This is a genomic window from Variovorax sp. GW821-FHT10C12, assembly GCF_059415405.1.
Window position 1 is genome coordinate 155,209 of record NZ_JBWKNE010000002.1, and the last position, 21,840, is coordinate 177,048.

At 70.2% G+C, this 21,840-nt stretch carries 22 protein-coding genes; 10 read left to right on the forward strand and 12 right to left on the reverse strand.

What is annotated here, in order from left to right:
* Positions 1 to 147 precede the first annotated feature (147 nt).
* On the forward strand, positions 148 to 2,169 hold the full coding sequence (locus AC07OH_RS13960; protein WP_495301072.1) for an AsmA family protein: 2,022 nt from the start codon (positions 148 to 150) through the stop codon (positions 2,167 to 2,169).
* Between the two features lie 28 nt (positions 2,170 to 2,197).
* Here AC07OH_RS13960 and AC07OH_RS13965 read toward each other — a convergent pair whose 3' ends face one another.
* The 3 genes from AC07OH_RS13965 to gpmA all read right to left on the reverse strand — a co-directional run bounded on the left by AC07OH_RS13965 (position 2,198) and on the right by gpmA (position 5,354).
* Positions 2,198 to 2,962: a HesA/MoeB/ThiF family protein gene (locus AC07OH_RS13965; RefSeq protein WP_495301073.1), complete on the reverse strand. Its 765-nt coding sequence runs from the start codon at positions 2,960 to 2,962 to the stop codon at positions 2,198 to 2,200.
* Positions 2,963 to 3,044: 82 nt separating this feature from the next.
* Positions 3,045 to 4,487: a S41 family peptidase gene (locus tag AC07OH_RS13970; protein ID WP_099797176.1), complete on the reverse strand. Its 1,443-nt coding sequence runs from the start codon at positions 4,485 to 4,487 to the stop codon at positions 3,045 to 3,047.
* 123 nt (positions 4,488 to 4,610) lie between these two features.
* Positions 4,611 to 5,354, reverse strand: coding sequence for a 2,3-diphosphoglycerate-dependent phosphoglycerate mutase (gene gpmA, locus AC07OH_RS13975; protein ID WP_013543140.1), 744 nt, complete (start codon positions 5,352 to 5,354; stop codon positions 4,611 to 4,613).
* Between the two features lie 105 nt (positions 5,355 to 5,459).
* Here gpmA and AC07OH_RS13980 point away from each other — a divergent pair, with 105 nt between their 5' ends.
* From AC07OH_RS13980 to nadA, 6 genes are all read left to right on the forward strand, one after another.
* Complete coding sequence (locus AC07OH_RS13980) at positions 5,460 to 5,843, forward strand: rhodanese-like domain-containing protein (RefSeq protein WP_492677924.1); 384 nt, start codon at positions 5,460 to 5,462, stop codon at positions 5,841 to 5,843.
* 20 nt (positions 5,844 to 5,863) lie between these two features.
* Entirely contained in the window at positions 5,864 to 6,124 is a 261-nt protein-coding gene (gene grxC, locus AC07OH_RS13985) for a glutaredoxin 3 (RefSeq protein WP_062477087.1), read from the forward strand.
* A 128-nt stretch (positions 6,125 to 6,252) separates the two neighbouring features.
* On the forward strand, positions 6,253 to 6,717 hold the full coding sequence (secB, locus tag AC07OH_RS13990; RefSeq protein ID WP_099792246.1) for a protein-export chaperone SecB: 465 nt from the start codon (positions 6,253 to 6,255) through the stop codon (positions 6,715 to 6,717).
* Between the two features lie 28 nt (positions 6,718 to 6,745).
* Positions 6,746 to 7,786, forward strand: a complete 1,041-nt coding sequence (locus AC07OH_RS13995) for an NAD(P)H-dependent glycerol-3-phosphate dehydrogenase (RefSeq protein ID WP_495301074.1) — start codon at positions 6,746 to 6,748, stop codon at positions 7,784 to 7,786.
* A 23-nt stretch (positions 7,787 to 7,809) separates the two neighbouring features.
* On the forward strand, positions 7,810 to 8,688 hold the full coding sequence (gene nadC, locus AC07OH_RS14000) for a carboxylating nicotinate-nucleotide diphosphorylase (RefSeq protein ID WP_487847817.1): 879 nt from the start codon (positions 7,810 to 7,812) through the stop codon (positions 8,686 to 8,688).
* 6 nt (positions 8,689 to 8,694) lie between these two features.
* Entirely contained in the window at positions 8,695 to 9,810 is a 1,116-nt protein-coding gene (gene nadA / locus AC07OH_RS14005) for a quinolinate synthase NadA (protein WP_495301075.1), read from the forward strand.
* 10 nt (positions 9,811 to 9,820) lie between these two features.
* On the opposite strand, the gene AC07OH_RS14010 is transcribed toward nadA, so the two are convergent.
* From AC07OH_RS14010 to AC07OH_RS14040, 7 genes are all read right to left on the reverse strand, one after another.
* Complete coding sequence (locus AC07OH_RS14010) at positions 9,821 to 10,183, reverse strand: 6-carboxytetrahydropterin synthase (protein WP_062477101.1); 363 nt, start codon at positions 10,181 to 10,183, stop codon at positions 9,821 to 9,823.
* Between the two features lie 41 nt (positions 10,184 to 10,224).
* A complete protein-coding gene (gene queE, locus AC07OH_RS14015) occupies positions 10,225 to 10,863 on the reverse strand; it encodes a 7-carboxy-7-deazaguanine synthase (protein ID WP_495301076.1) in 639 nt (212 codons plus the stop codon).
* Positions 10,860 to 11,702, reverse strand: coding sequence for a pantoate--beta-alanine ligase (gene panC, locus AC07OH_RS14020; protein ID WP_495301077.1), 843 nt, complete (start codon positions 11,700 to 11,702; stop codon positions 10,860 to 10,862). The genes queE and panC overlap by 4 nt, the downstream gene beginning before the upstream one ends.
* A 19-nt stretch (positions 11,703 to 11,721) precedes the next feature.
* Complete coding sequence (gene panB / locus AC07OH_RS14025; RefSeq protein WP_495301078.1) at positions 11,722 to 12,627, reverse strand: 3-methyl-2-oxobutanoate hydroxymethyltransferase; 906 nt, start codon at positions 12,625 to 12,627, stop codon at positions 11,722 to 11,724.
* A 72-nt stretch (positions 12,628 to 12,699) separates the two neighbouring features.
* Complete coding sequence (gene nadB, locus AC07OH_RS14030) at positions 12,700 to 14,283, reverse strand: L-aspartate oxidase (RefSeq protein WP_495301079.1); 1,584 nt, start codon at positions 14,281 to 14,283, stop codon at positions 12,700 to 12,702.
* Positions 14,284 to 14,303: 20 nt separating this feature from the next.
* Positions 14,304 to 15,140 carry a segregation and condensation protein A gene (locus tag AC07OH_RS14035; RefSeq protein ID WP_056578351.1) on the reverse strand — a complete coding sequence of 279 codons (837 nt, stop codon included), beginning with the start codon at positions 15,138 to 15,140 and terminating at the stop codon, positions 14,304 to 14,306.
* 68 nt (positions 15,141 to 15,208) lie between these two features.
* The gene (locus AC07OH_RS14040) at positions 15,209 to 15,415 is read right to left on the reverse strand and encodes a DUF3460 family protein (RefSeq protein ID WP_070061458.1); all 207 of its coding nucleotides are present in this window, start codon (positions 15,413 to 15,415) and stop codon (positions 15,209 to 15,211) included.
* A gap of 39 nt (positions 15,416 to 15,454) precedes the next feature.
* Here AC07OH_RS14040 and AC07OH_RS14045 point away from each other — a divergent pair, with 39 nt between their 5' ends.
* Entirely contained in the window at positions 15,455 to 15,958 is a 504-nt protein-coding gene (locus tag AC07OH_RS14045) for an outer membrane protein assembly factor BamE (protein ID WP_095743942.1), read from the forward strand.
* 9 nt (positions 15,959 to 15,967) lie between these two features.
* On the opposite strand, the gene AC07OH_RS14050 is transcribed toward AC07OH_RS14045, so the two are convergent.
* On the reverse strand, positions 15,968 to 17,404 hold the full coding sequence (locus tag AC07OH_RS14050; protein ID WP_495301080.1) for an amidase: 1,437 nt from the start codon (positions 17,402 to 17,404) through the stop codon (positions 15,968 to 15,970).
* A 141-nt stretch (positions 17,405 to 17,545) separates the two neighbouring features.
* Here AC07OH_RS14050 and AC07OH_RS14055 point away from each other — a divergent pair, with 141 nt between their 5' ends.
* Complete coding sequence (locus AC07OH_RS14055) at positions 17,546 to 18,304, forward strand: helix-turn-helix transcriptional regulator (protein ID WP_495301081.1); 759 nt, start codon at positions 17,546 to 17,548, stop codon at positions 18,302 to 18,304.
* Positions 18,305 to 18,314: 10 nt separating this feature from the next.
* Here AC07OH_RS14055 and AC07OH_RS14060 read toward each other — a convergent pair whose 3' ends face one another.
* Positions 18,315 to 19,988: a SulP family inorganic anion transporter gene (locus AC07OH_RS14060; RefSeq protein ID WP_495301082.1), complete on the reverse strand. Its 1,674-nt coding sequence runs from the start codon at positions 19,986 to 19,988 to the stop codon at positions 18,315 to 18,317.
* Between the two features lie 134 nt (positions 19,989 to 20,122).
* On the opposite strand from AC07OH_RS14060, the gene AC07OH_RS14065 reads away from it, so the two are divergent.
* On the forward strand, positions 20,123 to 21,835 hold the full coding sequence (locus tag AC07OH_RS14065; protein WP_495301083.1) for an enoyl-CoA hydratase-related protein: 1,713 nt from the start codon (positions 20,123 to 20,125) through the stop codon (positions 21,833 to 21,835).
* Positions 21,836 to 21,840: the final 5 nt, after the last annotated feature.

Consider the following 21,840-nt stretch of genomic DNA (forward strand, 5'->3'; position numbering starts at 1 on the left):
CGCGTCCGATCATGCAGGGTTCAAGGGCCGCGTGTTGTAGGCGGGTTCCGACGCACGATCGCGCCGTCGCCGCCGTAGGCCATGCCGCACGGGGTCTGCGGCCCGCCGCCGACCCGGCGGGGGCCGTCATCCGGGTAAGAATCGAGCATGGCAACCCAATCCCTCCGCACCCGGCCGCGCTGGCAGAAGCTGCTGGCGGTCTTCGTGCTGCTGGTCGCCGTCCTGCTGACCGCCTTCGCGCTCCTCGTCGCCTTCTTTCCGTGGGACACGCTGCGCGAGCCGCTCAACCGCTTCGTGAGCGAAAAGACCGGGCGCAAGTTCGAGATCACCCGCCGGCTCGATGTCGACCTCGGCTGGAAAGCCGCCACCGTGACCTTCGATGGCATCGAATTCGCCAACCCCGACTGGGCGCGCGATCCCTACCTGGTGAAGGCCGAGCGTGCGAGCTTCGAGATCCGGCTCTGGCCGCTCGTCGACAAACAGGTGGTCATTCCGCGCCTGGCGCTGTCCGGGCCCACGGTGGGGCTGCAGATGGAGTCCGACGGGCGCCGCACCTGGGCCTTCGGCAAGGACACCTCGGACACCGGCACCGTGCCCACCATCGGCCTGGTCCAGGTCGACAAGGGCGCTGTCGACTTCCTGGCCACGCACCTGGGCGTCGACGTGCATGCCGACCTCGACTACGACAGCACCCGCGGCGAGTTGCCGCTGCACTACCGCATCAAGGGCCGCTACAAGGGCCAGCCGCTCACGGCCGACGGTCGCACGGGCGATGTGCTACAGATCAACGCCGCGGGCGCACCGCCGTTCCCGCTCGAGATCAACGCCGCCGCCGGCCAGACGAAGCTCAAGGCCAGCGGCACCGTGGCCCAGCTCGCGGGCTTCGACGGCATCGACGCCACGTTCCAGGTCAAGGGCCAGACGCTGAGCGCGCTGTTCCCGCTGACCGGCGTCGTGCTGCCGCAGACCCCGCCCTATGCGCTGAGCGGCAGCCTGAGCAAGCGCGGCAAGCTCTGGGCGGCGGCGGGGCTCAACGGCCGCCTGGGCCTGTCGGACATCGGTGGCGACATGGCGTTCGACCAGGCCGGCAAGGTGCCGCGCCTGTCGGGCACGCTGCGCTCGCGCGTCATGGACATGGACGACCTCGGTCCGCTGATCGGCTTGCCGCCCACGGCGCGTTCCGCCAACGCGGTGGAAGGCGTGGCGCCGGTCGCCTCGGCCCAGCCCAAGCGTCCGCCCGGCGGCAAGGTGCTGCCGACCAACCCCTTCGACTTCGCGCGGCTGCACGCCATGAACGCCGACGTGGGCTACACCGCCGAGCGCATCCGCAACGTGCGCGAGGTGCCACTGGACCGTGGCAGCGTCAAGATCAAGCTGACCGACGGCGTGCTGTCGCTCGACCCGCTCGACCTCGGCGTGGCCAGCGGCAAGCTGGTGGGGGCGGTCCGCATCGACGCGGGGAAGACGCCGACCGACATCCGCATGTCACTCGACGTGCGCGGGCTGAAGCTTGCGCGGCTGATTCCCAAGCTGGAAAGCTCGGGCAACAGCGTCGGCCAGCTCGACGGGCGCATCAACCTGTCGGGCGCCGGCAATTCGGTGGCCAGCTGGCTCGGCGGTGCGTCGGGCGACATGGCGGTGCTGTCGGGGCGCGGCCAGTTCGGCAATCTGATGCCGGTGTTCGCGACGCTGGTGGGCGGCGACATCCTCAAGTTTTTGCTGCGCGGCGACCGCGACGTCGAGCTGCGCTGCGCGGCGCTGGCCTTCGACGTGAACAAGGGCGTGATGAGCGGGCGCACGCTGGTGCTGGACACCACCAACGCCGTCTTCACCGCCACCGGCCAGGCCAACCTCGCGACCGAGTCGCTCGACTTCGTGATCCGGCCCGAGCCCAAGAGCGCGAGCTTCCTGTCGCTGCGCACGCCGCTGGTCGTGAGCGGCACCTTCGGCGCACCCAAGGGCGGCGTCGAGATCGGGCCGCTGGCCGGTCGTGGCCTCGCAGCGCTGGCGCTGGGCGCCATCAACCCGTTGCTGGCGCTGGCCGCGACCATCGAGACCGGCCCCGGCGAGAACGCCGACTGCACGGGCGTGCTGGCGCTGGCGAACCGGCCCACGGCCGGGGCGGCGTCGCGCGGTGCCGCGCGAGCCAAGGGGGCTCGCCAGCCTTAACGAAAGAAAGAAGAGGGCAGGCGGGCGCTCAGGCGCTGGCCTGGGGCCGCTGCGCGCAGACGCTGCAGTGCGGGTCGCGCGAGACGCGCAGCGTGTCGAAACCGGTGCTGCGCCCGTCGAACATCAGCAGCTTGCCCGCCAGCGACGGGCCGATGCCGGCCAGCAGCTTGAGCGCCTCGCTGGCCTGCAGCGTGCCGATGGTGCCGACCACCGGCCCGAACACGCCGAGCACCGCGCAGCGCGTTTCCTCGAAGCTGGCCTCAGGCGGGAACAGGCAGGCGTAGCAGGGGCAGGTCGCGTCGCGGGTGTCGTAGACGCTCAGCTGGCCGTCGAAACGGATCGCCGCGCCCGCCACCAGCGGTTTGGCGTGCGCCACGCAGGCGCGGTTCACGGCCTGGCGGGTGGCGAAGTTGTCGCAGCAATCGACCACCACGTCGGCCGCAGCCACCAGCTGCGACAGCAGTGCCTCGTCGGCGCGCACGGCGTGGGTTTCGATGGCGATGTCGGGGTTGATGTCGCGCATGGCCTGCGCGGCGGATGCGACCTTGGACTGGCCCACCCGCGCATGCGTGTGGGCAACCTGTCGCTGGAGGTTGGTGAGATCGACCTCGTCGTCGTCGACCAGCACGATGTGGCCGACCCCCGCCGCCGCGAGGTACAGGGCCACCGGCGAGCCCAGCCCGCCGGCGCCGATGACGAGCACCCGGCCGGCGCTGACGCGCGCCTGGCCGTCGATGCCGAATTCTTCGAGGAGGATGTGCCGCGAATAGCGCAGCAGGTCGTGGTCGTCCATGCGCGCCTGCCTGGGCCTTTGCGGGGGAGGGGGAAACGCCGGTGGCGCGAACCGCACGGTGCGTGCGGCCCGCTCGCCGGGATCAGTTTTCCTTCTTCTCGTCCTTGTTGTCGACGATGACCTGCGTCTTGCTGACGAGCACCGGCTGGCCCTTCAGGCGATTGAGCGCCTGCACCAGCGGGAAGTCCTTGTCGGTGCCGAACTCGGGCACCTTGCGGTCCTGCGGCGGCTTCTTGGCTTCTTCCTCGAGGCGCTTGCGGGCTTCGTCGCGGGCCTTTTCACGCTCGGGGTCCTTCACCTCGGGGCCCTGGCCGCTGGCCAGGTGCTTCTCGAGGTCGGCCTCGCGCATGCGCAGGGCGGCGAAGGGGCTGCCCTCGGCGCTTTCGTCGACCAGCACGTTGGGCACGATGCCCTTGGCCTGGATCGAGGTGCCGCTGGGCGTGTAGTAGCGCGCGGTGGTGATCTTCAGTCCCGTGTCGGGGCCGAGCGGTCGCACGGTCTGCACCGAGCCCTTGCCGAAGGTCTGGCTGCCCATGATGGTGGCGCGCTTGTGGTCCTGCAGCGCGCCGGCCACGATCTCGCTGGCCGAGGCCGAGCCTTCGTTCACCAGCACCACCAGTGGCACGTTCTTGAGCGCGGCCGGCAGGTTGCGCAGCGGGTCGCTGCCCGAACGGCGCTGGTAGTACTCGGGCGCCGCCTTGTAGATCGACTTGCTTTCGGCCAGCTGGCCGTCGGTGGTGACCACCGTGACGTTCTCGGGCAGGAAGGCCGCCGACACCGCCACGGCCGCGTCGAGCAGGCCGCCCGGGTCGTTGCGCAGGTCGAGCACCAGGCCCTTGAGGTTCGGGTCTTCCTTGTAGAGCTCCTCGATCTTCTTGACGAAGTCGTCGACCGTGCGTTCCTGGAACTGCGACAGGCGGATCCAGCCGTAGCCCGGCTCGATCATCTTGCCGCGCACCGACTGGGTACGGATTTCCTCGCGCGTGATCGTGACCGGGAAGGTGCGGCTCTCGTCCTTGCGGAAGATGGTCAGCAGCACCTTGGTGTTGGCCTCGCCGCGCATGCGCTTGACGGCTTCGTTCAGCGACAGGCCGCGCACGGCGGTGTCGTCGATCTTGGTGATCAGGTCGTTCGGCTTCAGGCCGGCGCGGAAGGCGGGCGAGCCCTCGATGGGGGAAACGACCTTGATGAGGCCGTCTTCCTGCGAGATCTCGATGCCCACGCCCACGAAGCGGCCCGTGGTGCCCTCGCGGAATTCCTTGAAGGACTTCTTGTCGAAGTACTGCGAGTGCGGATCGAGCCCGGCCACCATGCCCGAGATGGCGTCCGAGATGAGTTTCTTCTCGTCGACCGGTTCGACATAGTCGCTCTTGACCATCCCGAAGACGGCCGCGAGCTGCTGCAACTCCTCGAGCGGGAGCGGCGCGAGCGAACCCCGCGCGACCGTCTGCAGCGAGACGGTGGTCAGGACGCCAGCAACGGCGCCGGCGGCGACCCAGCCGGTGATCTTCAGTTTCTGGCCCATCATGAGTGAAATGTCCTGTATGTCGACGGCTGTCGAACCAATATACACAGCTTGGAAGCAAATTGCCTGCCGGGGTTCCACGGAGGAACCGGCAGGCGGGGTTTTCTTCTTTTGCTTACGTCTTCAGCCCTTGCCCTGCGAAGCCACCGCGGCGGCGGCCTTTTCGGCGGCGGCGGCATCGCCCAGGTAGTAGTGGCGCAGGGGCTTGAGGTCGTCGTCGAGCTCGTAGACCAGCGGAATGCCGTTCGGGATGTTCAGGCCGACGATGGCGTCGTCCGAGATGCCGTCCAGGTACTTCACCAGCGCGCGGATCGAGTTGCCGTGCGCGGCCACGACCAGGCGGCGACCGGTGCGGATGGCCGGGGCCATCGACTCGTTCCAGAACGGCAGCACGCGCGCGACCGTGTCCTTCAGGCATTCGGTCAGCGGGATCTGCTCGGGCGACAGCTTGGCGTAGCGCACGTCGGAGCGCTCGCTGCGCGGGTCGTCGGCTTCCAACGGCGGCGGCGGGGTGCTGTAGCTGCGGCGCCAGACCAGCACCTGCTCGTCGCCGTACTTCTTGGCCGTTTCGGCCTTGTTCAGGCCCTGCAGGCCGCCGTAGTGGCGTTCGTTGAGGCGCCAGGAGTGCACCACGGGCAGCCAGGTGCGGTCGAGTTCGTCGAGCGTGTGCCAGAGGGTGCGGGTGGCGCGCTTGAGCACGCTGGTGTAGGCCACGTCGAAGTCATAGCCCTCGGCCTTGAGCAGCCGGCCGGCCTGCTTGGCCTGCTCGACGCCGGTCTCGGTCAGGTCGACGTCGGTCCAGCCGGTGAAGCGGTTTTCGAGGTTCCAGGTCGATTCGCCGTGGCGGATCAGTACCAGTTTGTGCATGTCGGAGGCCTTTGGAAGCGCGTGGGAAAACCAGCATTCTAAAATCCCGGGTTTGCCATCCAAGGAACCCCCGTGAAATTGATCGAATTCGTCACCGCGAACTGGATGCTGATCCTGATGGCGCTCACCTCGGGCGGCATGCTGGCCTGGCCGATGATCCGGGGTGCGGGCGGCGGCACGCTCACGGCCCAGGGCGCCGTGCAGCTCATCAACCGCGAACGCGCGGTGCTGGTCGACGTGCGCGAACCCGAAGAGTTCGCGACCGGCCACATGATCGGCGCCAAGAACGTGCCCCTGAACCTGCTGGACGAGAAGCTGGCCAGCACGGTCAAGAACAAGAACGTGCCGCTGCTCTTGGTGTGCGCCACCGGTGCCCGCGCCCAGCGCGCCGTGGCCACGGCCAAGAAGCTCGGCTACGAGCAGGCCCAAGCCGTCGCCGGCGGGCTCAAGGCCTGGAAAGAGGCCAACCTGCCGGTTGAAAAAGCCTGATTCTTCCCAAGGTAGAGCGCATGCAAGCCGTCAAGATGTACACCACCGCCGTCTGCCCGTACTGCACGCGTGCAAAGCAGATCCTCAAGGCCAAGGGCGTCGAGCAGATCGAAGAGATCCGCATCGACACCGACCCGCAAGCCCGCACCACCATGATGGAGATCACCCAGCGCCGCACGGTGCCGCAGATCTTCATCGGCGACACCCACGTGGGCGGCTGCGACGACCTCATGGCCCTGGACAGCCGCGGCGGCCTCGTTCCGCTGCTGCAAGGCGCCTGAAGCCCCGCGCGGCCGGGCGTCACGAAAGTGCGCGGGCCGTCGGGCGATAATCGTTTGTTCCCTCATCTGCAGCCCGCTGCGGGACCCTCTCCCCGGCGGGCATTGTTTTGATCCTCGAAAGTTCAGCCATGGCCGACCAGCAAGCCCAAGATCCCGTGTTCCAGATCCAGCGCGTCTACCTCAAGGACCTGTCGCTCGAACAACCCAACTCGCCCGCGATCCTGCTGGAGCAGACGCAGCCCACCGTCGACATCCAGCTCGGCGTGGACGCCCAGCCCGTGGCCGACGGCATCTTCGAGATCACCGTGTCGGCCACCGTGCAGACCAAGATCGACGACCGCACCGTGTTCCTGGTCGAAGCCAAGCAAGCCGGCATCTTCGAGATCCGCAACCTGCCGGAAGACCAGATGGGCCCGATCCTGGGCATCGCCTGCCCGCAGATCGTCTACCCGTACCTGCGCGGCAACGTGGCCGACGTGATCCAGCGCGGCGGCTTCCCGCCCGTGCACCTGGCCGAAATCAACTTCCAGGCCATGTACGAGCAGCAGCAAGCCCAGGCCGCCGGCCAGGCTGCCCCCACCCTGGCCCAGTAAACCGGCCGCACGACGCCGCCAGCGCACGATGAAGATCTGCGTTCATGGCGCCGGTGCCTGGGGCACGGCCGTCGCAGTCAACGCGGCGGCCCGCCACGAGGTCACGCTGTGGGCGCGCGACGCCGCCCAGGCCGACGCCATGTCGGCCGCGCGTGAAAACACCCGCTACCTTCCCGGGCTGGCCCTGCCGGCCTCGCTGGCCGTGCGCGCGGGCGACATCGCCCAGGCGCAGGCCGGTGCCGACCTCGTCATCGTGGCCACGCCCATGGCCGCCCTGCGCGACCAGCTGATCGCCCTGCGCGGCACCAGCGCCCAGGTGGCGTGGCTGTGCAAGGGCGTCGAGCCCGCGCTCGATGCGTCTCCCACCGCCTACGGCCTGCTCGCCCACGAGATCTGGGCCCAGGTGGCCCCTGAATTGAAGGCGGGCGTGCTCAGCGGCCCCAGCTTTGCGCAGGAGGTCGCCGAAGGGCGCCCGACCGCGCTGGTGGCCGCCAGCCCGCACGCCGGCGTGCGCGACGCGCTGGTCGACGCCTTCCACGGCCCGGCCCTGCGCGTGTACGCCAACGACGACATCGTCGGTGTCGAAGTCGGCGGCGCCGTGAAGAATGTGCTCGCCATCGCCACCGGGCTGTGCGACGGCCTCGCGCTCGGGCTCAACGCCCGCGCGGCGCTGATCACCCGCGGCCTGGCCGAAATGACCCGCTTCGGTCTGGCGCTCGGCGCCCGCGCCGACACCTTCATGGGCCTGTCGGGCCTGGGCGACCTCGTGCTGACCGCCACCGGCGACCTGTCGCGCAATCGCAAGGTCGGGCTGCTGCTGGCCCAGGGCCGCACGCTCGCACAGGCCGTCGATTCGCTGGGCCACGTGGCCGAGGGCGTGTACTGTGCCCGCACCGTGGTGCAGCGCGCGCGCGGCCTGGGCATCGAGATGCCCATCGCCGAAGGCGTGGTCGCGCTGCTCGACGGCCAGGTGAGCCCGCGCGACGCCGTTGCGGCGCTGACCGGGCGCGACCCGGTGCCCGAGTCGGTGCAGCCGCCCGCCGGCCCGGCCTCGCGCCATTCCTCCTGAAGAAGATTAGAGATTCCAGAGACATGAGCCCTCGCTTTGATTTCTCGGCGTCGGCCGTCGCCGCGCTGGCCGAGTCCGACGTCGCCCGCGCCCTGCAGGAAGACGTCGCCGACGGCGACCTGACCGCCTCGCTGGTCGACGCCTCCCGCACCGCCCATGCCCGCGTGCTCGCACGCGAAACCGCCGTGGTGTGCGGCGCGCCCTGGGTCGAGGCCACCGTGCGGCGGCTCGATCCACAGGCGCGCATCACCTGGCTGTGCGGCGAAGGCCAGCGCTGCGCCGCCGACCAGCCCGTGCTCGAAATCGAAGGCGGCGCCCGCGCGCTGCTGACGGCCGAGCGCACCGCGCTCAACTTCCTGCAGCTGCTGAGCGCGGTCGCCACCAAGACCGCCCTGTACGCCGACGCCGTGAAGGGCACCCGTGCCCGCATCGTCGACACCCGCAAGACCCTGCCGGGCCTGCGCCTGGCGCAGAAGTACGCCGTGCGCACCGGCGGCGGGCTGAACCACCGCATCGGCCTGTACGACGCGGTGCTCATCAAGGAAAACCACATCGCCGCGGCCGGTGGCGTGGCCGCCGCCCTGCGCGCGGTGGCGCCCGTGGCCGCGCAGGCCGCCTTTGTCGAGGTCGAGGTCGAGACCCTGGCCCAGCTGCAGGAAGCGCTGGACGCCGGCGCCCGCATGGTGCTGCTCGACAACATGGACCTGCCCACGCTGCGCGAGGCCGTGCGTCTGAACGACGCCGTGGGCGAGGGCCGCAAGGCCGTGCTCGAGATCTCCGGCGGCGTCACGCTCGACGGCCTGCGCGCCCTGGCCGAGACCGGTGTCGACCGGATCTCGATCGGCGCGTTGACCAAGGACGTGAAGGCCATCGACTACTCGATGCGCTTCCTGACCCACTGAACCGCCATGACGACCGCTTCCGTCATCGATGTCGACTACGAACAGCCCGCGCAAGGCGCGGTCTGCGACACGCGCCACGCCTGGGCCCGCGTGCCCCCCGAGCCTTCGCCCGACGAGCGCGTTGCGCTGAAGGCGCGCATCCGCCGCCTGCTGCGCGAGCGCAACGCGGTGATGGTGTCGCACTTCTACGTGCACCCCGACCTGCAGGACCTGGCTGAGGAAACCGGCGGCATCGTGAGCGATTCGCTCGAGATGGCGCGCTTCGGCCGCGACCACGCTGCCACCACGCTGGTGGTGTCGGGCGTGCGCTTCATGGGCGAGACCTCGAAGATCCTCTCGCCCGAAAAGCGCGTGCTGATGCCCGACCTGGACGCGAACTGCTCGCTTGACCTGGGCTGCCCGGTCGACGCCTTCAGCGCCTTCTGCGACGAGCATCCCGACCGCACCGTGGTGGTCTACGCCAACACCAGCGCGGCCGTGAAGGCGCGCGCCGACTGGCTCGTCACCTCCAGCTGCGCGCTCGACGTGGTGAACGCGCTGCATGCGGCCGGCCAGAAGATCCTCTGGGGCCCCGACCGCCACCTGGGCGACTACATCCGCCGCCAGACCGGCGCCGACATGGTCAGCTGGAACGGCGCCTGCATCGTGCACGACGAATTCAAGGCGCTCGAACTCGAGCTGCTCATGAAGGAGCACCCGAAGGCCAAGGTGCTGGTGCACCCCGAGTCGCCCTCGGACGTGATCGCGCTGGCGCACGCGGTGGGTTCCACCTCGGCCATCCTGAACGCGGCGCAGCGCTTCGACGCGACCGAGTTCATCGTCGCGACCGACACCGGCATGCTGCACAAGCTGCGCACGCTGAACCCCGGCAAGACCTTCATCGAAGCGCCCACGGCGGGCAACGGCGGCACCTGCAAGAGCTGCGCGCACTGCCCGTGGATGGCGATGAACGGGCTGGTCGAACTAGCGAATGCGCTGGAGACCGGCGCGGGCGAGATCCACGTCGATGCGGCACTGGGCGTGCGGGCGCGCGTGCCGATCGACCGCATGCTGGCGTTCACCGCCGGGCTGAAGAACGGCCAGGCGCCGGGCAGCTTGGTGGCCGGCATCGGCGCCGCCTGACCGACAGCGGCTAGAACTCCACCGTACAGCTGTCGCCGAGCGCCTCGCGCCACACGCGCACGCGCGCCAGCGACGGCCGCAGGTCGGGCAGCGCGTCGGCGATGAACACGCACAGGTTCTCCAGCGTCGGCGGATGCAGCCCCGGCACGTCGTCCAGCAGGTGGTGGTCGAGCTGTTCGCGCACGTCCTCGAGCCGGCGGCGCAGCAGGCCCAGGTCGATCACCATGCCCGTCACCGGGTCGCGCTCGCCCGCGAGCCACACCTCCGCGTGGTAGGTGTGGCCGTGAATGCGGCGGCTGCCTTCGACCTCGATCTCGCGTTTGAGCGTGTGGGCAGCGTCGAAGAAGAAGCGTTGGCTGATGGTGAAGCGCATCGTCAGAAAAAAGAAACTCGAAACTGAAAGGGGCTGCCGCGTCAGCGGATGCCCGTGATCTTGTGGGTCTGCACGCTCAGGCGCCACACCGGCTGCTTCATGCATTCGGCGATGCACAGCTCGGTGTTGGCGAGCCGGTCGGGCCCGTCCATCGGCTGCAGGAAGCGGTGCGTGAATTCGCCGGTGCGGGCCATCGCATCGAGGTCGATGCCGGCCTGCGGCCACACCAGCTTGAGCTCCTGGCCGCGCTGCTGCACCCACGGCGCACCGGCCTTGGGGCTGATGCACAGCCAGTCGATGCCCGCGGGCGCGGCGACCGTGCCGTTGCTCTCGACCGCGATGCGGAAGTGCCGCGCGTGCAGCGCGTCGACCAGCGCCGCATCGACCTGCAGCAGCGGCTCGCCGCCCGTGAGCACCGCCAGCCGGTGCGCGGTGTCGCCGGCGGGCCATTGCGCGGCGATGGTGTCGGCGAGTTGGTCGGCGCTCTTGAACTTGCCGCCCAGCGTGCCGTCGGTGCCGACGAAGTCGGTGTCGCAGAAACGGCAGACGGCCGTGTCGCGGTCTTCCTCGCGGCCGGTCCAGAGGTTGCAGCCGGCGAAGCGGCAGAACACGGCCGGCATGCCGGCCTGGCCGCCTTCGCCCTGCAGCGTGTAGAAGATTTCCTTGACGCTGTAGGTCATGTGGCGAGCGGGGTGTCGATTTCGAGGTTGTCGATGAGCCGCGTGCTGCCCAGCCGCGCGGCGGCCAGGGCCACGAGCGCATCGCCGGGTTGCGGCGCCTGCAGGTCGGCGCGGCGGCGCAGCACGAGGTAGTCGGGCTGCCAGCCGCGCTGCGCGAGCGACTGCATGGCGCGCGCCTCGAGGGCGGCCACGTCGCGCTCGCCGGCGCGCACGGCCTCGGCCATGGCCCGCAGCGCCTTCGACAGCTGCACGGCCTCGGCGCGCTCGGTGGCGCTCAGGTAGCCGTTGCGCGAGGAGAGCGCCAGGCCGTCGTCGGCGCGGAAGGTCTCGCCGCCCACGATCTCGATCGGCAGCGCGAACTGCCGCACCATGTGGCGGATCATCATGAGCTGCTGGTAGTCCTTCTTGCCGAACACGGCCACGCGCGGCTGCACGCACTGGAACAGCTTCATCACCACCGTGCACACGCCGATGAAGAAGCCGGGGCGAAAGTGCCCTTCGAGCAGGTCGGCCAGCGCCGGGTCGGGGTGCACCTTGCAGGTCTGGGGCTCGGGGTAGAGCGCCTTCTCGTCGGGCGCGAACAGCACGTCGCAGCCGGCGGCGCGCAGCTTCTCGCAGTCGCTGTCCCAGGTGCGCGGGTAGGTGTCGAAGTCTTCGTGCGGCAGGAACTGCAGGCGGTTCACGAAGATGCTGGCCACGGTGGCGTCGCCCAGCGGCTTGGCCTGGCGCACGAGCGCGAGGTGGCCCTCGTGCAGGTTGCCCATGGTGGGCACGAAGGCGGGGCGCTGGCTGGAAGACAGGTGCTGGCGCAGTTCGTCGATGGTCTTGGCGATGTACATGGTCGGTGTCCTTCTGTGCTTACCAGGCGTGGAGGCGGTCGTCGGGGAAGCTGCCGTTCTTCACGGCCTGCACGTAGGCCTGCAGTGCGGGCAGCACGCCCGGCGCGTCGGCCATGAAGTTGCGCACGAACTTCGGCATCTTCCCGAGGTTGATGCCCAGCATGTCGTGCAGCACGAGCACCTGGCCCGCGGTGGCCTTGCCGGCGCCGATGCCGATGGTGGCGCAGTGCTTCAGCTCGGTGGTGAGTTCGGCGGCCAGCGCGGCCGGCACCATCTCGAGCACCAGCATGGCGGCGCCCGCGTCCTGCAGCGCGTGGGCCTGCTGCTTGAGCAGCGCGCCGGCGGTGTCGCCCTTGCCCTGCACGCGGTAGCCGCCGAGCGCATGCACGGTCTGCGGCGTCAGGCCCAGGTGGGCGCACACGGGAATGCCGCGCTCGACCAGGAAGCGCACGGTTTCGGTGGTCCAGCCGCCGCCTTCGAGCTTGACCATGTGCGCGCCGGCCTGCATCAGCACCGTGGCGCTACGAAGAGCCTGCTCGCGCGATTCTTGATAACTGCCGAAGGGCAGGTCGGCGATGAGCCAGGTCGTGCCCTGCACGCGGCGCAGGCCGCGCGAGACGCTGTCGGTGTGATAGCGCATGGCTTCCAGGCTCACGCCCACGGTGCTGTTCAGGCCCTGGCAGACCATGCCCAGCGAGTCGCCGACCAGCAGGCAATCGATGCCGGCCGCGTCGGCCATGGCCGCAAAGGTGGCGTCGTAGGCGGTGAGCATGGCGATCTTCTCGCCGCGCGCATGCATGTCGGCCAGCCGCGGCAGGCTCACGGGCTTGCGCTGCGCCGGGGGCGAGGCGGGCGGCAGCGTGCCGTAGGGCGAGGCGGGCGGGGCTTCGGACGGTGGGGTAGGTGGGGTAGGGGTGTTCGACATGGTTGGCTTTCTCCCTGCGGGCGTCGGTGGCCGGGCATCCTGAGGGTGATCGAAAGGTGACGAAGGGTGGGCTCAGTCGACCGGCGGCACCAGCACGGTGGGTGCGGTGGGCTCGGCCAGCGAAGGGTAATCGCGACTGAAATGCAGGCCACGGCTCTCGTGGCGGGCCTGCGCCGAACGCACGATCAGCTCGGCCACCTGCACCAGGTTGCGCAGTTCGAGCAGGTCGCGCGTGACGTGGAAGTTCGCGTAGAACTCCTGGATCTCGGCCTGCAGCAACGCGATGCGGTGGCTCGCACGCTCCAGGCGCTTGTTGGTGCGCACGATGCCGACGTAGTCCCACATGAAGCGGCGCAGCTCGTCCCAGTTGTGCGAGATGACCACGGCTTCGTCGGCGTCGGTGACGCGGCTTTCGTCCCAGGCGGGCAGCGCGGCGCGTTCGCGCGACGGCGCCTGCGCAATGGCGTCGGCCGCGGCGCGCGCGAACACCATGCATTCGACCAGCGAGTTGCTGGCCAGCCGGTTCGCGCCGTGCAGGCCGGTGCAGGCGGTTTCGCCGATGGCGTACAGGCCCAGGATGTCGGTGCGGCCGGCCAGGTCGCTGAGCACGCCGCCGCAGGTGTAGTGCGCGGCGGGCACGACGGGAATCGGCTCGCGCGTGATGTCGATGCCCAGCTCCAGGCAGCGCGCCAGGATGTTGGGGAAGTGTTCCTTCAGGAACGCGGGCGGCTGGTGCGAGATGTCGAGGTACACGCAGTCCAGGCCGTGCTTCTTCATCTCGAAGTCGATGGCGCGGGCCACCACGTCGCGCGGTGCGAGTTCGGCGCGTTCGTCGTGCTTCGGCATGAAGCGCGTGCCGTCGGGCAATTTCAGCAGGCCGCCTTCGCCGCGCACCGCCTCGCTGATCAGGAACGACTTGGCGTGCGGGTGGTACAGGCAGGTCGGGTGGAACTGGATGAACTCCAGGTTCGACACCCGGCAGCCCGCGCGCCAGGCGGCGGCAATGCCGTCGCCGGTGGCGGTGTCGGGGTTGGTGGTGTACAGGTACACCTTGCCCGCGCCGCCGGTCGCCAGGATGGTGTGCGGCGCGCGGAAGGCCAGCACCTCGTCGGTCTCGTCGTCCAGCGCGTACAGGCCCTGGCAGGACGGATCGGCCAGCCCGAGCTTGGTGCCCGTGACCAGGTCGACCAGCGTGTGATGCTCGAACAGCGTGATGTTGGGCGTGCGGCGCACGCGCTCGATCAGCACCTGCTGCACGGCCGCGCCGGTGGCGTCGGTCACGTGCACGATGCGGCGCTGGCTGTGGCCGCCTTCGCGCGTCAGGTGCAGGTCGCCACCTTCTTCCGAAAAGGGCACGCCCAGCTCGCGCAGCCAGCCGATGGCCTGCGGCGCGCCCTCGACCACGAAGCGCGTGGCCTCGGGGTCGCACAGGCCGGCGCCGGCCACGAGCGTGTCTTCCACGTGGGCGTCGAAGCTGTCGCCCGCCGCCAGCACGGCCGCGATGCCGCCCTGCGCCCAGGCGCTGGAGCCGTCGTTCAGCGCGCGCTTGGTGAGCACGGCCACGCGATGGGTCGGGGCCAAGTGCAGCGCGGCGGAGAGGCCTGCGAGGCCGCTGCCGACAATGAGGACATCGAAGTCGCGAACGGCGGAAGTCACAGGCGTGGGAACCGGTTGGGTCAGGCCGGCGAGTAGGCCAGCCGGACGTAAATAGGGGCGAAGGCCTCGGCCTGCGTGATGTCGATCAACGTCTCCTTCGCGAGCTCGAGCATCGCGATGAAGGTGACGATCAGCACCGGCACGCCGCGCGAGACGTCGAAGAGCTTCTCGAACTCGACGAAACGCTGGCCCTGCAGGTGGCGCAGCACGATGCTCATGTGCTCGCGCACGTTGAGCTCTTCGCGCGAGATCTTGTGGTGCTGCACGAGCTTGGCGCGCTTCATGATGTCGGCCCAGGCGTCGCGCAGCTCGACCACGTCGACGTCGGGAAAGCGCGGCTTGATCGACTGCTCGATGTAGACCTGCGCCTTCCAGAAGTCGCGCCCGTAGGTCGGCAGCGCGCTGATGGCGGCGGCCTGCAGCTTGGTCTGCTCGTACTCCATGAGCCGGCGAACCAGCTCGGCGCGCGGGTCTTCGGCCTCTTCGCCGTCGGCCACCTTCTTGGGCGGCAGCAGCATGCGCGACTTGATCTCGATCAGCATCGCGGCCATCAGCAGGTATTCGGCCGCGAGTTCGAGGTTGGTCTGGCGGATCTCGTCGACGTAGCTCAGGTACTGCCGCGTCAGGCCCGCCATCGGGATGTCGAGGATGTTGAAGTTCTGCTTGCGGATCAGGTACAGCAACAGGTCCAGCGGGCCCTCGAAGGCCTCCAGAAAAACCTGCAGCGCCTCGGGCGGGATGTACAGGTCCTTCGGCATCGCGAACAGCGGCTCGCCGTAGAGCCGGGCCAGGGCGACCTGGTCGACGACCTCGGGCATGCTGGCCACGATCGTGCCGTTGTCCTCGTCTGCGCTCATGAGGCGGTTGCTATCAACTTAATAGCTGTGCGCGCAGGCTGGGCGGCGGGATGCCGGGTGGGCACCATTCACTTGGGTTGGGTCTGGTAGACGTACGGCTGCATCGGCACGCGCGCTTCGCTGTACTCCTCGAGCAGGCTGCGGTCGAGGTGCTTGTCCCAGAGCAGGGCGCGGCCGGCGCGCTGTTCGGATTCCAGCGTCGGCTTCTTTTGCTTCATCTCCTCGATGAAGTTCGTGATCTCGGAGGTGTAGTGGGGGCGGCGGAAGATGGACATAGACTGGACCTTTATCGCTCGAATTTTACCGGGGACGGCATGCAACGATTTCAGAAGGGCCGGATCGGCCTCGTGGCAGGACTGCTGGCGGCGCTGATCGGGCTCGCGGGCTGCGATCCGCAGCGCATCAGCGAGCTCGAAGAGGGCGTCTCGACCGAGGCCGACGTGCGCGCGCGTTTCGGCGAACCCGAGAACATCTGGGACGTGCCCAACGGCCGCGTGCTGGAGTTCAACCGCCAGCCGCAGGGCCAGAAGAACTACATGATCACCATCGGTGCCGACGGCAAGATGAGCGCGCTGCGCCAGGTGCTCACGCCCGAGAACTTCGCCAAGGTGCAGCCCGGGATGATGATGGAAGACCTGCGCAAGCTGCTGGGCAAGCCGGCCAAGGTCACGCCCTATGCGCTCAAGCGCGAGACCGAATGGGAATGGCGCTGGGTGCAGCCACCGAATTCGTCGATGGTCTTCACCGCCACGCTGAACGACGACCAGCGCGTGGTGCGCAGCGGCTCGTCGCCCGACCGGGGCACCGAGGCGCCCTGAGCGCGCTGCCTACAGCGCCGCCGCGTGCAGCGCCGGGCGCCGCGCGGCCCAGGGCATGGCCTGCTCGAGCTGCGCGGCGAGCTGCAGCAGCGTGGCCTCGTCGCCCATGGGCGCCATGCATTGCACGCCGATCGGCAGGTCGCCGGCCATCCCCAGGGGCAGCGAGATCGCCGGCTGGCCGGTGAGGTTGGCCAGCGGCGTGAAGGTCGCGTAGTCGAACAGGTGGTCGAAGAAACCCTGTGCATCGCGCGCGGGGTCGTCCTGGTCGAGGTAGCCCAGCGCCACGGGCGGGGTGCGCATCGTCGGCGTGAGCAGGATGTCGTGCTGTGCGAAGAAGGGCGCCACCTCGCGCGAGACCGCATTCATCTGCGCGAGCGCCAGTTCCAGGTCGAGCGCGCTCAGGCGCAGCCCGTGCTCGGCGGTGGCGCGGGTGCAGGCCTGCACCTGGCCCAGCGCCTTCTCCAGCGGCATCTGCAGCGCCTGCGCCGCGCCCGCCACGCCGGCCGCCAGCAACGAGGACCAGAAGGTGCGCGTGGCCGAGAAGAAGGCCTCGTGCGCATACGACGGCGTCGCCCATTCCACGGCATGCCCGAGACCGGCGAGCGTGCGCGCCGTTGCCTCCACCGCGTCGACGCAGGGTTGCGCCGCCGGCTGCGTGCCCGGGAACTGCGTGCTCACCGCGATGCGCAGCCGGCGCGGCGCCGACCGGATGGCCTGTGCGTAGGGCTGCGCGGGCGCGGCCATCAGGAACGGATCGCCCAGCTCGGGGCCGTGCATGAGGTCGAGCGCGGCGGCGGCGTCGCGCACGGTGCGGCAGACCACGCCCTCCATGCCCAGGCCCATCAGCGGCTGGCCGTAGCCCGGGCCGGCGCTGATGCGGCCGCGGCTGGACTTCAGCCCGATCAGGCCACAGGCGGCGGCGGGCACGCGGATCGAACCGCCGCCGTCGTTGGCGTGCGCCATGGGCACGATGCCGGCGGCCACCGCCGCGGCCGAGCCCCCGCTGGAGCCGCCCGCGCTGTGCGCCAGGTTCCACGGGTTGCGCGTCGCGCCGCCGAGGGCGCTCTCGGTGGTGGCGTTGAAGCCGAGTTCCGGGGTCCAGGTGCGCCCCAGCGTGGCCAGGCCGGCGCGGCGAAAGCGCGCCATCAACGCGCTGTCTGCGGCAGCCGGCAGCCCGTCGCCGAACAGCCGGCTGCCGGCCTGGCAGCGCACGCCCTCGGCCTGCAGCACCAGGTCCTTGATGAGGAAGGGCGCGCCGCCCAGCGGACCCTGCGCGTCGTGCGACAGCGGGGCGTCGAAAAGCTCGGCCATGGCGTTGATGCGCGGGTTGAGCGCGGTCGCCGCCTGGCGCGCGCACTGCTGCGCTTCGGCGGCGCTGATGTCCTTGCGGCGGATGCATTCGGCCAGCCCGGTGGCGTCGAGGCGGCTGTAGTCGGCGAGGTTCATGGCAACGGTGTCCTGTTCGTGTGTGAGGTGGGAACGCCGTGCAGCGTAGGGTGGGGTGTCCGGCGGCGGCAGTCGTTCAGATGAACGATGCGGGAATCTCCGCAACCGCCCGCGAGCGGGCGGCCCCTAAGATCGCGCCGCATGGCGCACAGCAGTTCTTCTTCGGGGTCGTGCATTCCGGCCGCACAGCTCGGCGCGCTGCTGCTCGACCTGTATCCGCGGGCCGCCGCGCCCGAGGCATCGGCCGCCGGCGGGCTGCTGGACTGGCTGGCCGGCCACATTGCGTTCGACGCCGCCTGGTTCGGCCGCTCGGTGTTCGCCGCCGGACGGCTCGAGCCGAGAGACGGCCACACGCGCGGGCTGGCGCCGGATTTCGTGGCCGACTGGTGCCGTGTGCGCCACCTCGATCCGATGGTGGCCGCGGTGATGGCACGACCGGGCCATGGCATGGCGATGGCGTCGCACGAGCTGCCGCCGGTGGGCTCGCTGCGCGCCTTCGCTTCGGACCATCGCCTTGACCGGGTGCTCAGCGTGATGCTGCACGCGCCCGATTCGCCGTGGTGGACGCACCTGTCGCTGTACGGCCGCGAAGCCGCGAGCTTCGGCGCGCGCGAGCACACGTTGCTGGAGTTGCTGATGCCTCACCTGGTTTCGGCGCAGGCGCTGCGGCTGCGGGAGACGCCGGCGCCCGGCGTATCGGCCCTGGCGGTGCTGAGCCGTCGCGAGGCCGAGGTGGCCCGCCTGTTCGGCGAGGGCCACAGCTACAAGATGGTGGCCCGCAGGCTCGACAGTTCCCCGGCGACGGTGCGTCACCACCTGCGGCAGGTGTACGCCAAGCTCGGCGTCACGAGCAAGGTGCAGATGGCGCGGCTGGTGTGCGGCGAGGCCGCGCAGGCCTGACGAGCCTCGCCTAGGAGGTCGTTGCGGGCCGGCCCGAGGTCAGCTCCTCGGCGAACCCCGAGCGCTCCAGCACCTCGAGCGGCTGCGGCTGCAGCGACTCGATGCGCAGCAATCCGTCGCGCGCCAGCACCGCCCGGTGCAGCTGCCGCAGCGCATCGACGCCGGTGGCGTCGATGTAGATCAGGTGCGTGGCGTCGAGCACCAGCGTCATGCTGCGCGGTGCGCGCTCCGCGGCGTTCACTGCTTCGTCGAGCTTGGCCGCCGCGCCGAAGAACATGGCGCCGTACAGCCGGTAGGTGAGCACCGGCGGCTGCAGCGTCACGAGTTCGACGCTGAACAGCCCGCTCATGCGCCGGATGAAGAGCGCGCACGCCAGCACGATGCCCACCTGCACCGCCACCGTGAGGTCGAACACCACCGTGAGGAAGAAGGTGCCGAGCATCAGCAGGCGGTAGTGGCGGCTGAAGTGGCGCAGCTGGCCGGGCGTGAACTCGCGCCATTCGCCCATGTTCAGCCCTACGAACACCAGGATGCCCGCCAGCACCGCGAGCGGCACATGGCGCGCCAGCGGCGCCGCCAGCAGCACCACGACCAGCAGCGTGACCGCATGCACGATGCCCGCGATGGGCGAGCTGCCGCCGGAGCGGATGTTGGTCACGGTGCGTGCGATGGTGCCCGTGGCCGGCATGCCGCCGAAGAAGGGCGCGACCAGGTTGGCGATGCCCTGCGCCATCAGCTCCTGGTTCGGGTCATGGCGCGGCTGGCCGCTGACCTGGTCGGCCACGCGCGCGCACAGCAGCGACTCGATGGCGCCGAGCAGCGCGATGGTCAGCGTCGGCGTCACCAGCTGCTTGACGGTCTCCCACGAGAAGTCGGGCAACGCGAAGGCCGGCACACCCTCGGGAATGCCGCCGAAGCGCGTGCCGATGGTCTCCACCGGCAGCGCGAAGCCCCACGACACCAGCGTGAGCGACACCAGCGCGACGATCGGCCCCGGGATGCGCCCGACGATCTGCACCGGGCGCGTCTGCACCCAGCGCCCGCCCACGCGCTGCACCGCGCGCGCCAGCGCCGAGTCGCCGCGAAACAGCCGCGACCACGCCAACAGCCCGAGCACGCAGGCCAGCCCGAGCGCGAAGGCGTGCGGGTTGAAGGTGTCCAGCCGCAGCGCCATGGCGTGCAGCTGCGAGAACACGTCGGCCGGCATGCGCTCCACCGTGAGGCCGAGCAGGTCTTTCAGCTGCGACAGCAGGATCAGCACCGCGATGCCGTTGGTGAAGCCCACCACGATCGACAGCGGCACGAAGCGCACCAGCCGCCCGAGCCCGAACAGCCCCGCCATGAACAGCAGCACGCCCGCGCAGGCGGTGGCGATGAGCAGGTTGGCCACGCCGTAGCGCTCGACGATGCCGTAGACGATCACGATGAACGCGCCCGCCGGGCCGCCGATCTGCACGGCCGAGCCGCCCAGCAGCGAGATCAGGAAGCCCGCGATGATCGCCGTCCAGATGCCGGCCTCGGGCTTGAGCCCCGAGGCGATGGCAAAGGCCATGGCCAGCGGCAGCGCCACGATGCCCACCGTGGCGCCCGCGCCGAGGTCTCCCAGGAACCGCCCCCGGTCGTAGCCGGCCATCGTGTCCAGCAGGCGGGGGCGAAAGCGGGTGAGGTTCAGCGGCGACGACATGTGCGGTCATTGTGGCCCGGCCGTCGCGGCGGCCCCGCGATGTCCCGGCGGTGAGTACTTTCAGTCAGCTTATCGGCGGCGAGGCTGAAAGATACATTTTTGACGTCTTGAAACAAACGTCAATGAGGTCGCCCATGCACATCCTGCTCGTCGCGAGCGCGTTCAACAGCCTCACGCAGCGCGTGCTGGCCGAGCTCCAGGACCGGGGCCACACAGCAGGCATCGTGCTGGCGCTCGGCGATGACGAGGCGCTGCGTGAAGCCGTGCGCCAGCACGCGCCGGCATTGATCGTCGCGCCGATGCTGACCACGGCGATCCCCGAGGACGTCTGGCGCGCCCACACCTGCCTCATCGTGCATCCGGGCCCGCCCGGCGACCGCGGCCCGTCCTCGCTCGACCGGACGCTGCAGGGCGGCGTCGACAGCTGGGGCGTCACCGTGCTCGAGGCGGTGGCCGAGATGGACGCGGGCGATGTCTGGGCCTGGTCGCCGCTGAAGGTGCCGCCGCAGGCCGGCAAGAGCGACCTGTACCGCGGCGAGGTGGCCGATGCCGCCGTCGACGCCGTGCTGCTGGCCGTCGAGCGTTTCGCCTCGGGCACCTACAAGCCGAAGCGGCAGAAGGCGGCCGACCTCGCCGCCGGCTGGCGGCCCTTCATGAAGCAGGCCGAGCGCCGCATCGACTGGGCCACGCAGACCACCGAATCGGTGCTGCGGCAGCTGCGCGCGGCCGATTCGCAGCCCGGCGTGCTCGACGAGCTGCTGGGCGCGCCGTGGTACCTGCACGGTGGCCATGCCGAGGACGAACTGCGCGGCACGCCCGGCGAACTGATCGCCACCCGCGCCGGCGCCGTCTGCCGCGCCACCGTCGACGGCGCGGTCTGGCTCACCCAGCTGCGGCCCTGGCGCGAACCGGGTTCCGGTTTGCCGAGCTACAAGCTGCCGGCCGTCGAGGCGCTGGGCGCGCGGCTGCCCGCCGGCTTGCCCGAGGTGGCCGCGCCGCTCGAGCTGCCCGCTGGCCGCCGCACGTGGACCGACATCCGCTACCGCGAGCACGGGCCGGTCGGCGTGCTGAACTTCTCGTTCGCGGGCGGGGCCATGAGCACCGCGCAATGCCGGCGTCTGCTGGCGGCCTACCGCTTCGCCTGCACCCGGCCGACCTCGGTGCTGTTGCTCGGCGGGCTGCGCGACTTCTTCTCCAACGGCATCCACCTGAACGTGATCGAGGCGGCGGCCGATCCGGCCGAAGAGTCATGGGCCAACATCCACGCCATGAACGACCTGGTCGAGGCCGTGCTCACGACCACCGACCGCCTCACCGTGGCCGCGTTGGGCGGCAATGCCGCGGCCGGCGGCGTGATGCTCGCGCTCGCGGCCGACGAGGTGTGGTGCCGCGACGGCGTGGTGCTCAACCCGCACTACACCCTCATGGGCCTGCACGGCTCCGAATACTGGACCTACAGCCTGCCGCGCCGCGTGGGCGCCGACGAGGCCGCGCGGCTCACGCAGTCGGCGCTGCCCGTGAGCGCCAAGCGCGCGGTGGCGCTGGGCCTGGCGCAGCGCGTGCTGCAGGCCGCGCCGGAAGAACTGGGGGACGAGGTCGGCCGGCTGGCCGCGCAACTGGCGGCATCGCCGGACCTGGCTGCGCGCCTGGCGGACAAGCAGGCGGCGCGTGTCCACGACGAGGCAGTCAAGCCGCTGCAGGCGTACCGCGACGAGGAACTGGCGCACATGCGGCGCAACTTCTTCGATCCGGCAGAGCCGCACGCGGCGCTGCGCTCGGCCTTCGTGCGCAAGGAAAAGGCACAGCACACACCCGCGCACCTCGCGGCGCTGGGCCTGCCGCGCTGAACGGC

What these genes read in the sequence shown, in the direction of transcription:
- AC07OH_RS13960 (WP_495301072.1), top strand. Translation starts at nt 148, where the DNA reads ATGGCAACCCAATCCCTCCGCACCCGGCCGCGCTGGCAGAAGCTGCTG.
- AC07OH_RS13965 (WP_495301073.1), bottom strand. Translation starts at nt 2,962, where the DNA reads ATGGACGACCACGACCTGCTGCGCTATTCGCGGCACATCCTCCTCGAA.
- AC07OH_RS13970 (WP_099797176.1), bottom strand. Translation starts at nt 4,487, where the DNA reads ATGGGCCAGAAACTGAAGATCACCGGCTGGGTCGCCGCCGGCGCCGTT.
- gpmA (WP_013543140.1), bottom strand. Translation starts at nt 5,354, where the DNA reads ATGCACAAACTGGTACTGATCCGCCACGGCGAATCGACCTGGAACCTC.
- AC07OH_RS13980 (WP_492677924.1), top strand. Translation starts at nt 5,460, where the DNA reads ATGCTGATCCTGATGGCGCTCACCTCGGGCGGCATGCTGGCCTGGCCG.
- grxC (WP_062477087.1), top strand. Translation starts at nt 5,864, where the DNA reads ATGCAAGCCGTCAAGATGTACACCACCGCCGTCTGCCCGTACTGCACG.
- secB (WP_099792246.1), top strand. Translation starts at nt 6,253, where the DNA reads ATGGCCGACCAGCAAGCCCAAGATCCCGTGTTCCAGATCCAGCGCGTC.
- AC07OH_RS13995 (WP_495301074.1), top strand. Translation starts at nt 6,746, where the DNA reads ATGAAGATCTGCGTTCATGGCGCCGGTGCCTGGGGCACGGCCGTCGCA.
- nadC (WP_487847817.1), top strand. Translation starts at nt 7,810, where the DNA reads ATGAGCCCTCGCTTTGATTTCTCGGCGTCGGCCGTCGCCGCGCTGGCC.
- nadA (WP_495301075.1), top strand. Translation starts at nt 8,695, where the DNA reads ATGACGACCGCTTCCGTCATCGATGTCGACTACGAACAGCCCGCGCAA.
- AC07OH_RS14010 (WP_062477101.1), bottom strand. Translation starts at nt 10,183, where the DNA reads ATGCGCTTCACCATCAGCCAACGCTTCTTCTTCGACGCTGCCCACACG.
- queE (WP_495301076.1), bottom strand. Translation starts at nt 10,863, where the DNA reads ATGACCTACAGCGTCAAGGAAATCTTCTACACGCTGCAGGGCGAAGGC.
- panC (WP_495301077.1), bottom strand. Translation starts at nt 11,702, where the DNA reads ATGTACATCGCCAAGACCATCGACGAACTGCGCCAGCACCTGTCTTCC.
- panB (WP_495301078.1), bottom strand. Translation starts at nt 12,627, where the DNA reads ATGTCGAACACCCCTACCCCACCTACCCCACCGTCCGAAGCCCCGCCC.
- AC07OH_RS14035 (WP_056578351.1), bottom strand. Translation starts at nt 15,140, where the DNA reads ATGAGCGCAGACGAGGACAACGGCACGATCGTGGCCAGCATGCCCGAG.
- AC07OH_RS14040 (WP_070061458.1), bottom strand. Translation starts at nt 15,415, where the DNA reads ATGTCCATCTTCCGCCGCCCCCACTACACCTCCGAGATCACGAACTTC.
- AC07OH_RS14045 (WP_095743942.1), top strand. Translation starts at nt 15,455, where the DNA reads ATGCAACGATTTCAGAAGGGCCGGATCGGCCTCGTGGCAGGACTGCTG.
- AC07OH_RS14050 (WP_495301080.1), bottom strand. Translation starts at nt 17,404, where the DNA reads ATGAACCTCGCCGACTACAGCCGCCTCGACGCCACCGGGCTGGCCGAA.
- AC07OH_RS14055 (WP_495301081.1), top strand. Translation starts at nt 17,546, where the DNA reads ATGGCGCACAGCAGTTCTTCTTCGGGGTCGTGCATTCCGGCCGCACAG.
- AC07OH_RS14060 (WP_495301082.1), bottom strand. Translation starts at nt 19,988, where the DNA reads ATGTCGTCGCCGCTGAACCTCACCCGCTTTCGCCCCCGCCTGCTGGAC.
- AC07OH_RS14065 (WP_495301083.1), top strand. Translation starts at nt 20,123, where the DNA reads ATGCACATCCTGCTCGTCGCGAGCGCGTTCAACAGCCTCACGCAGCGC.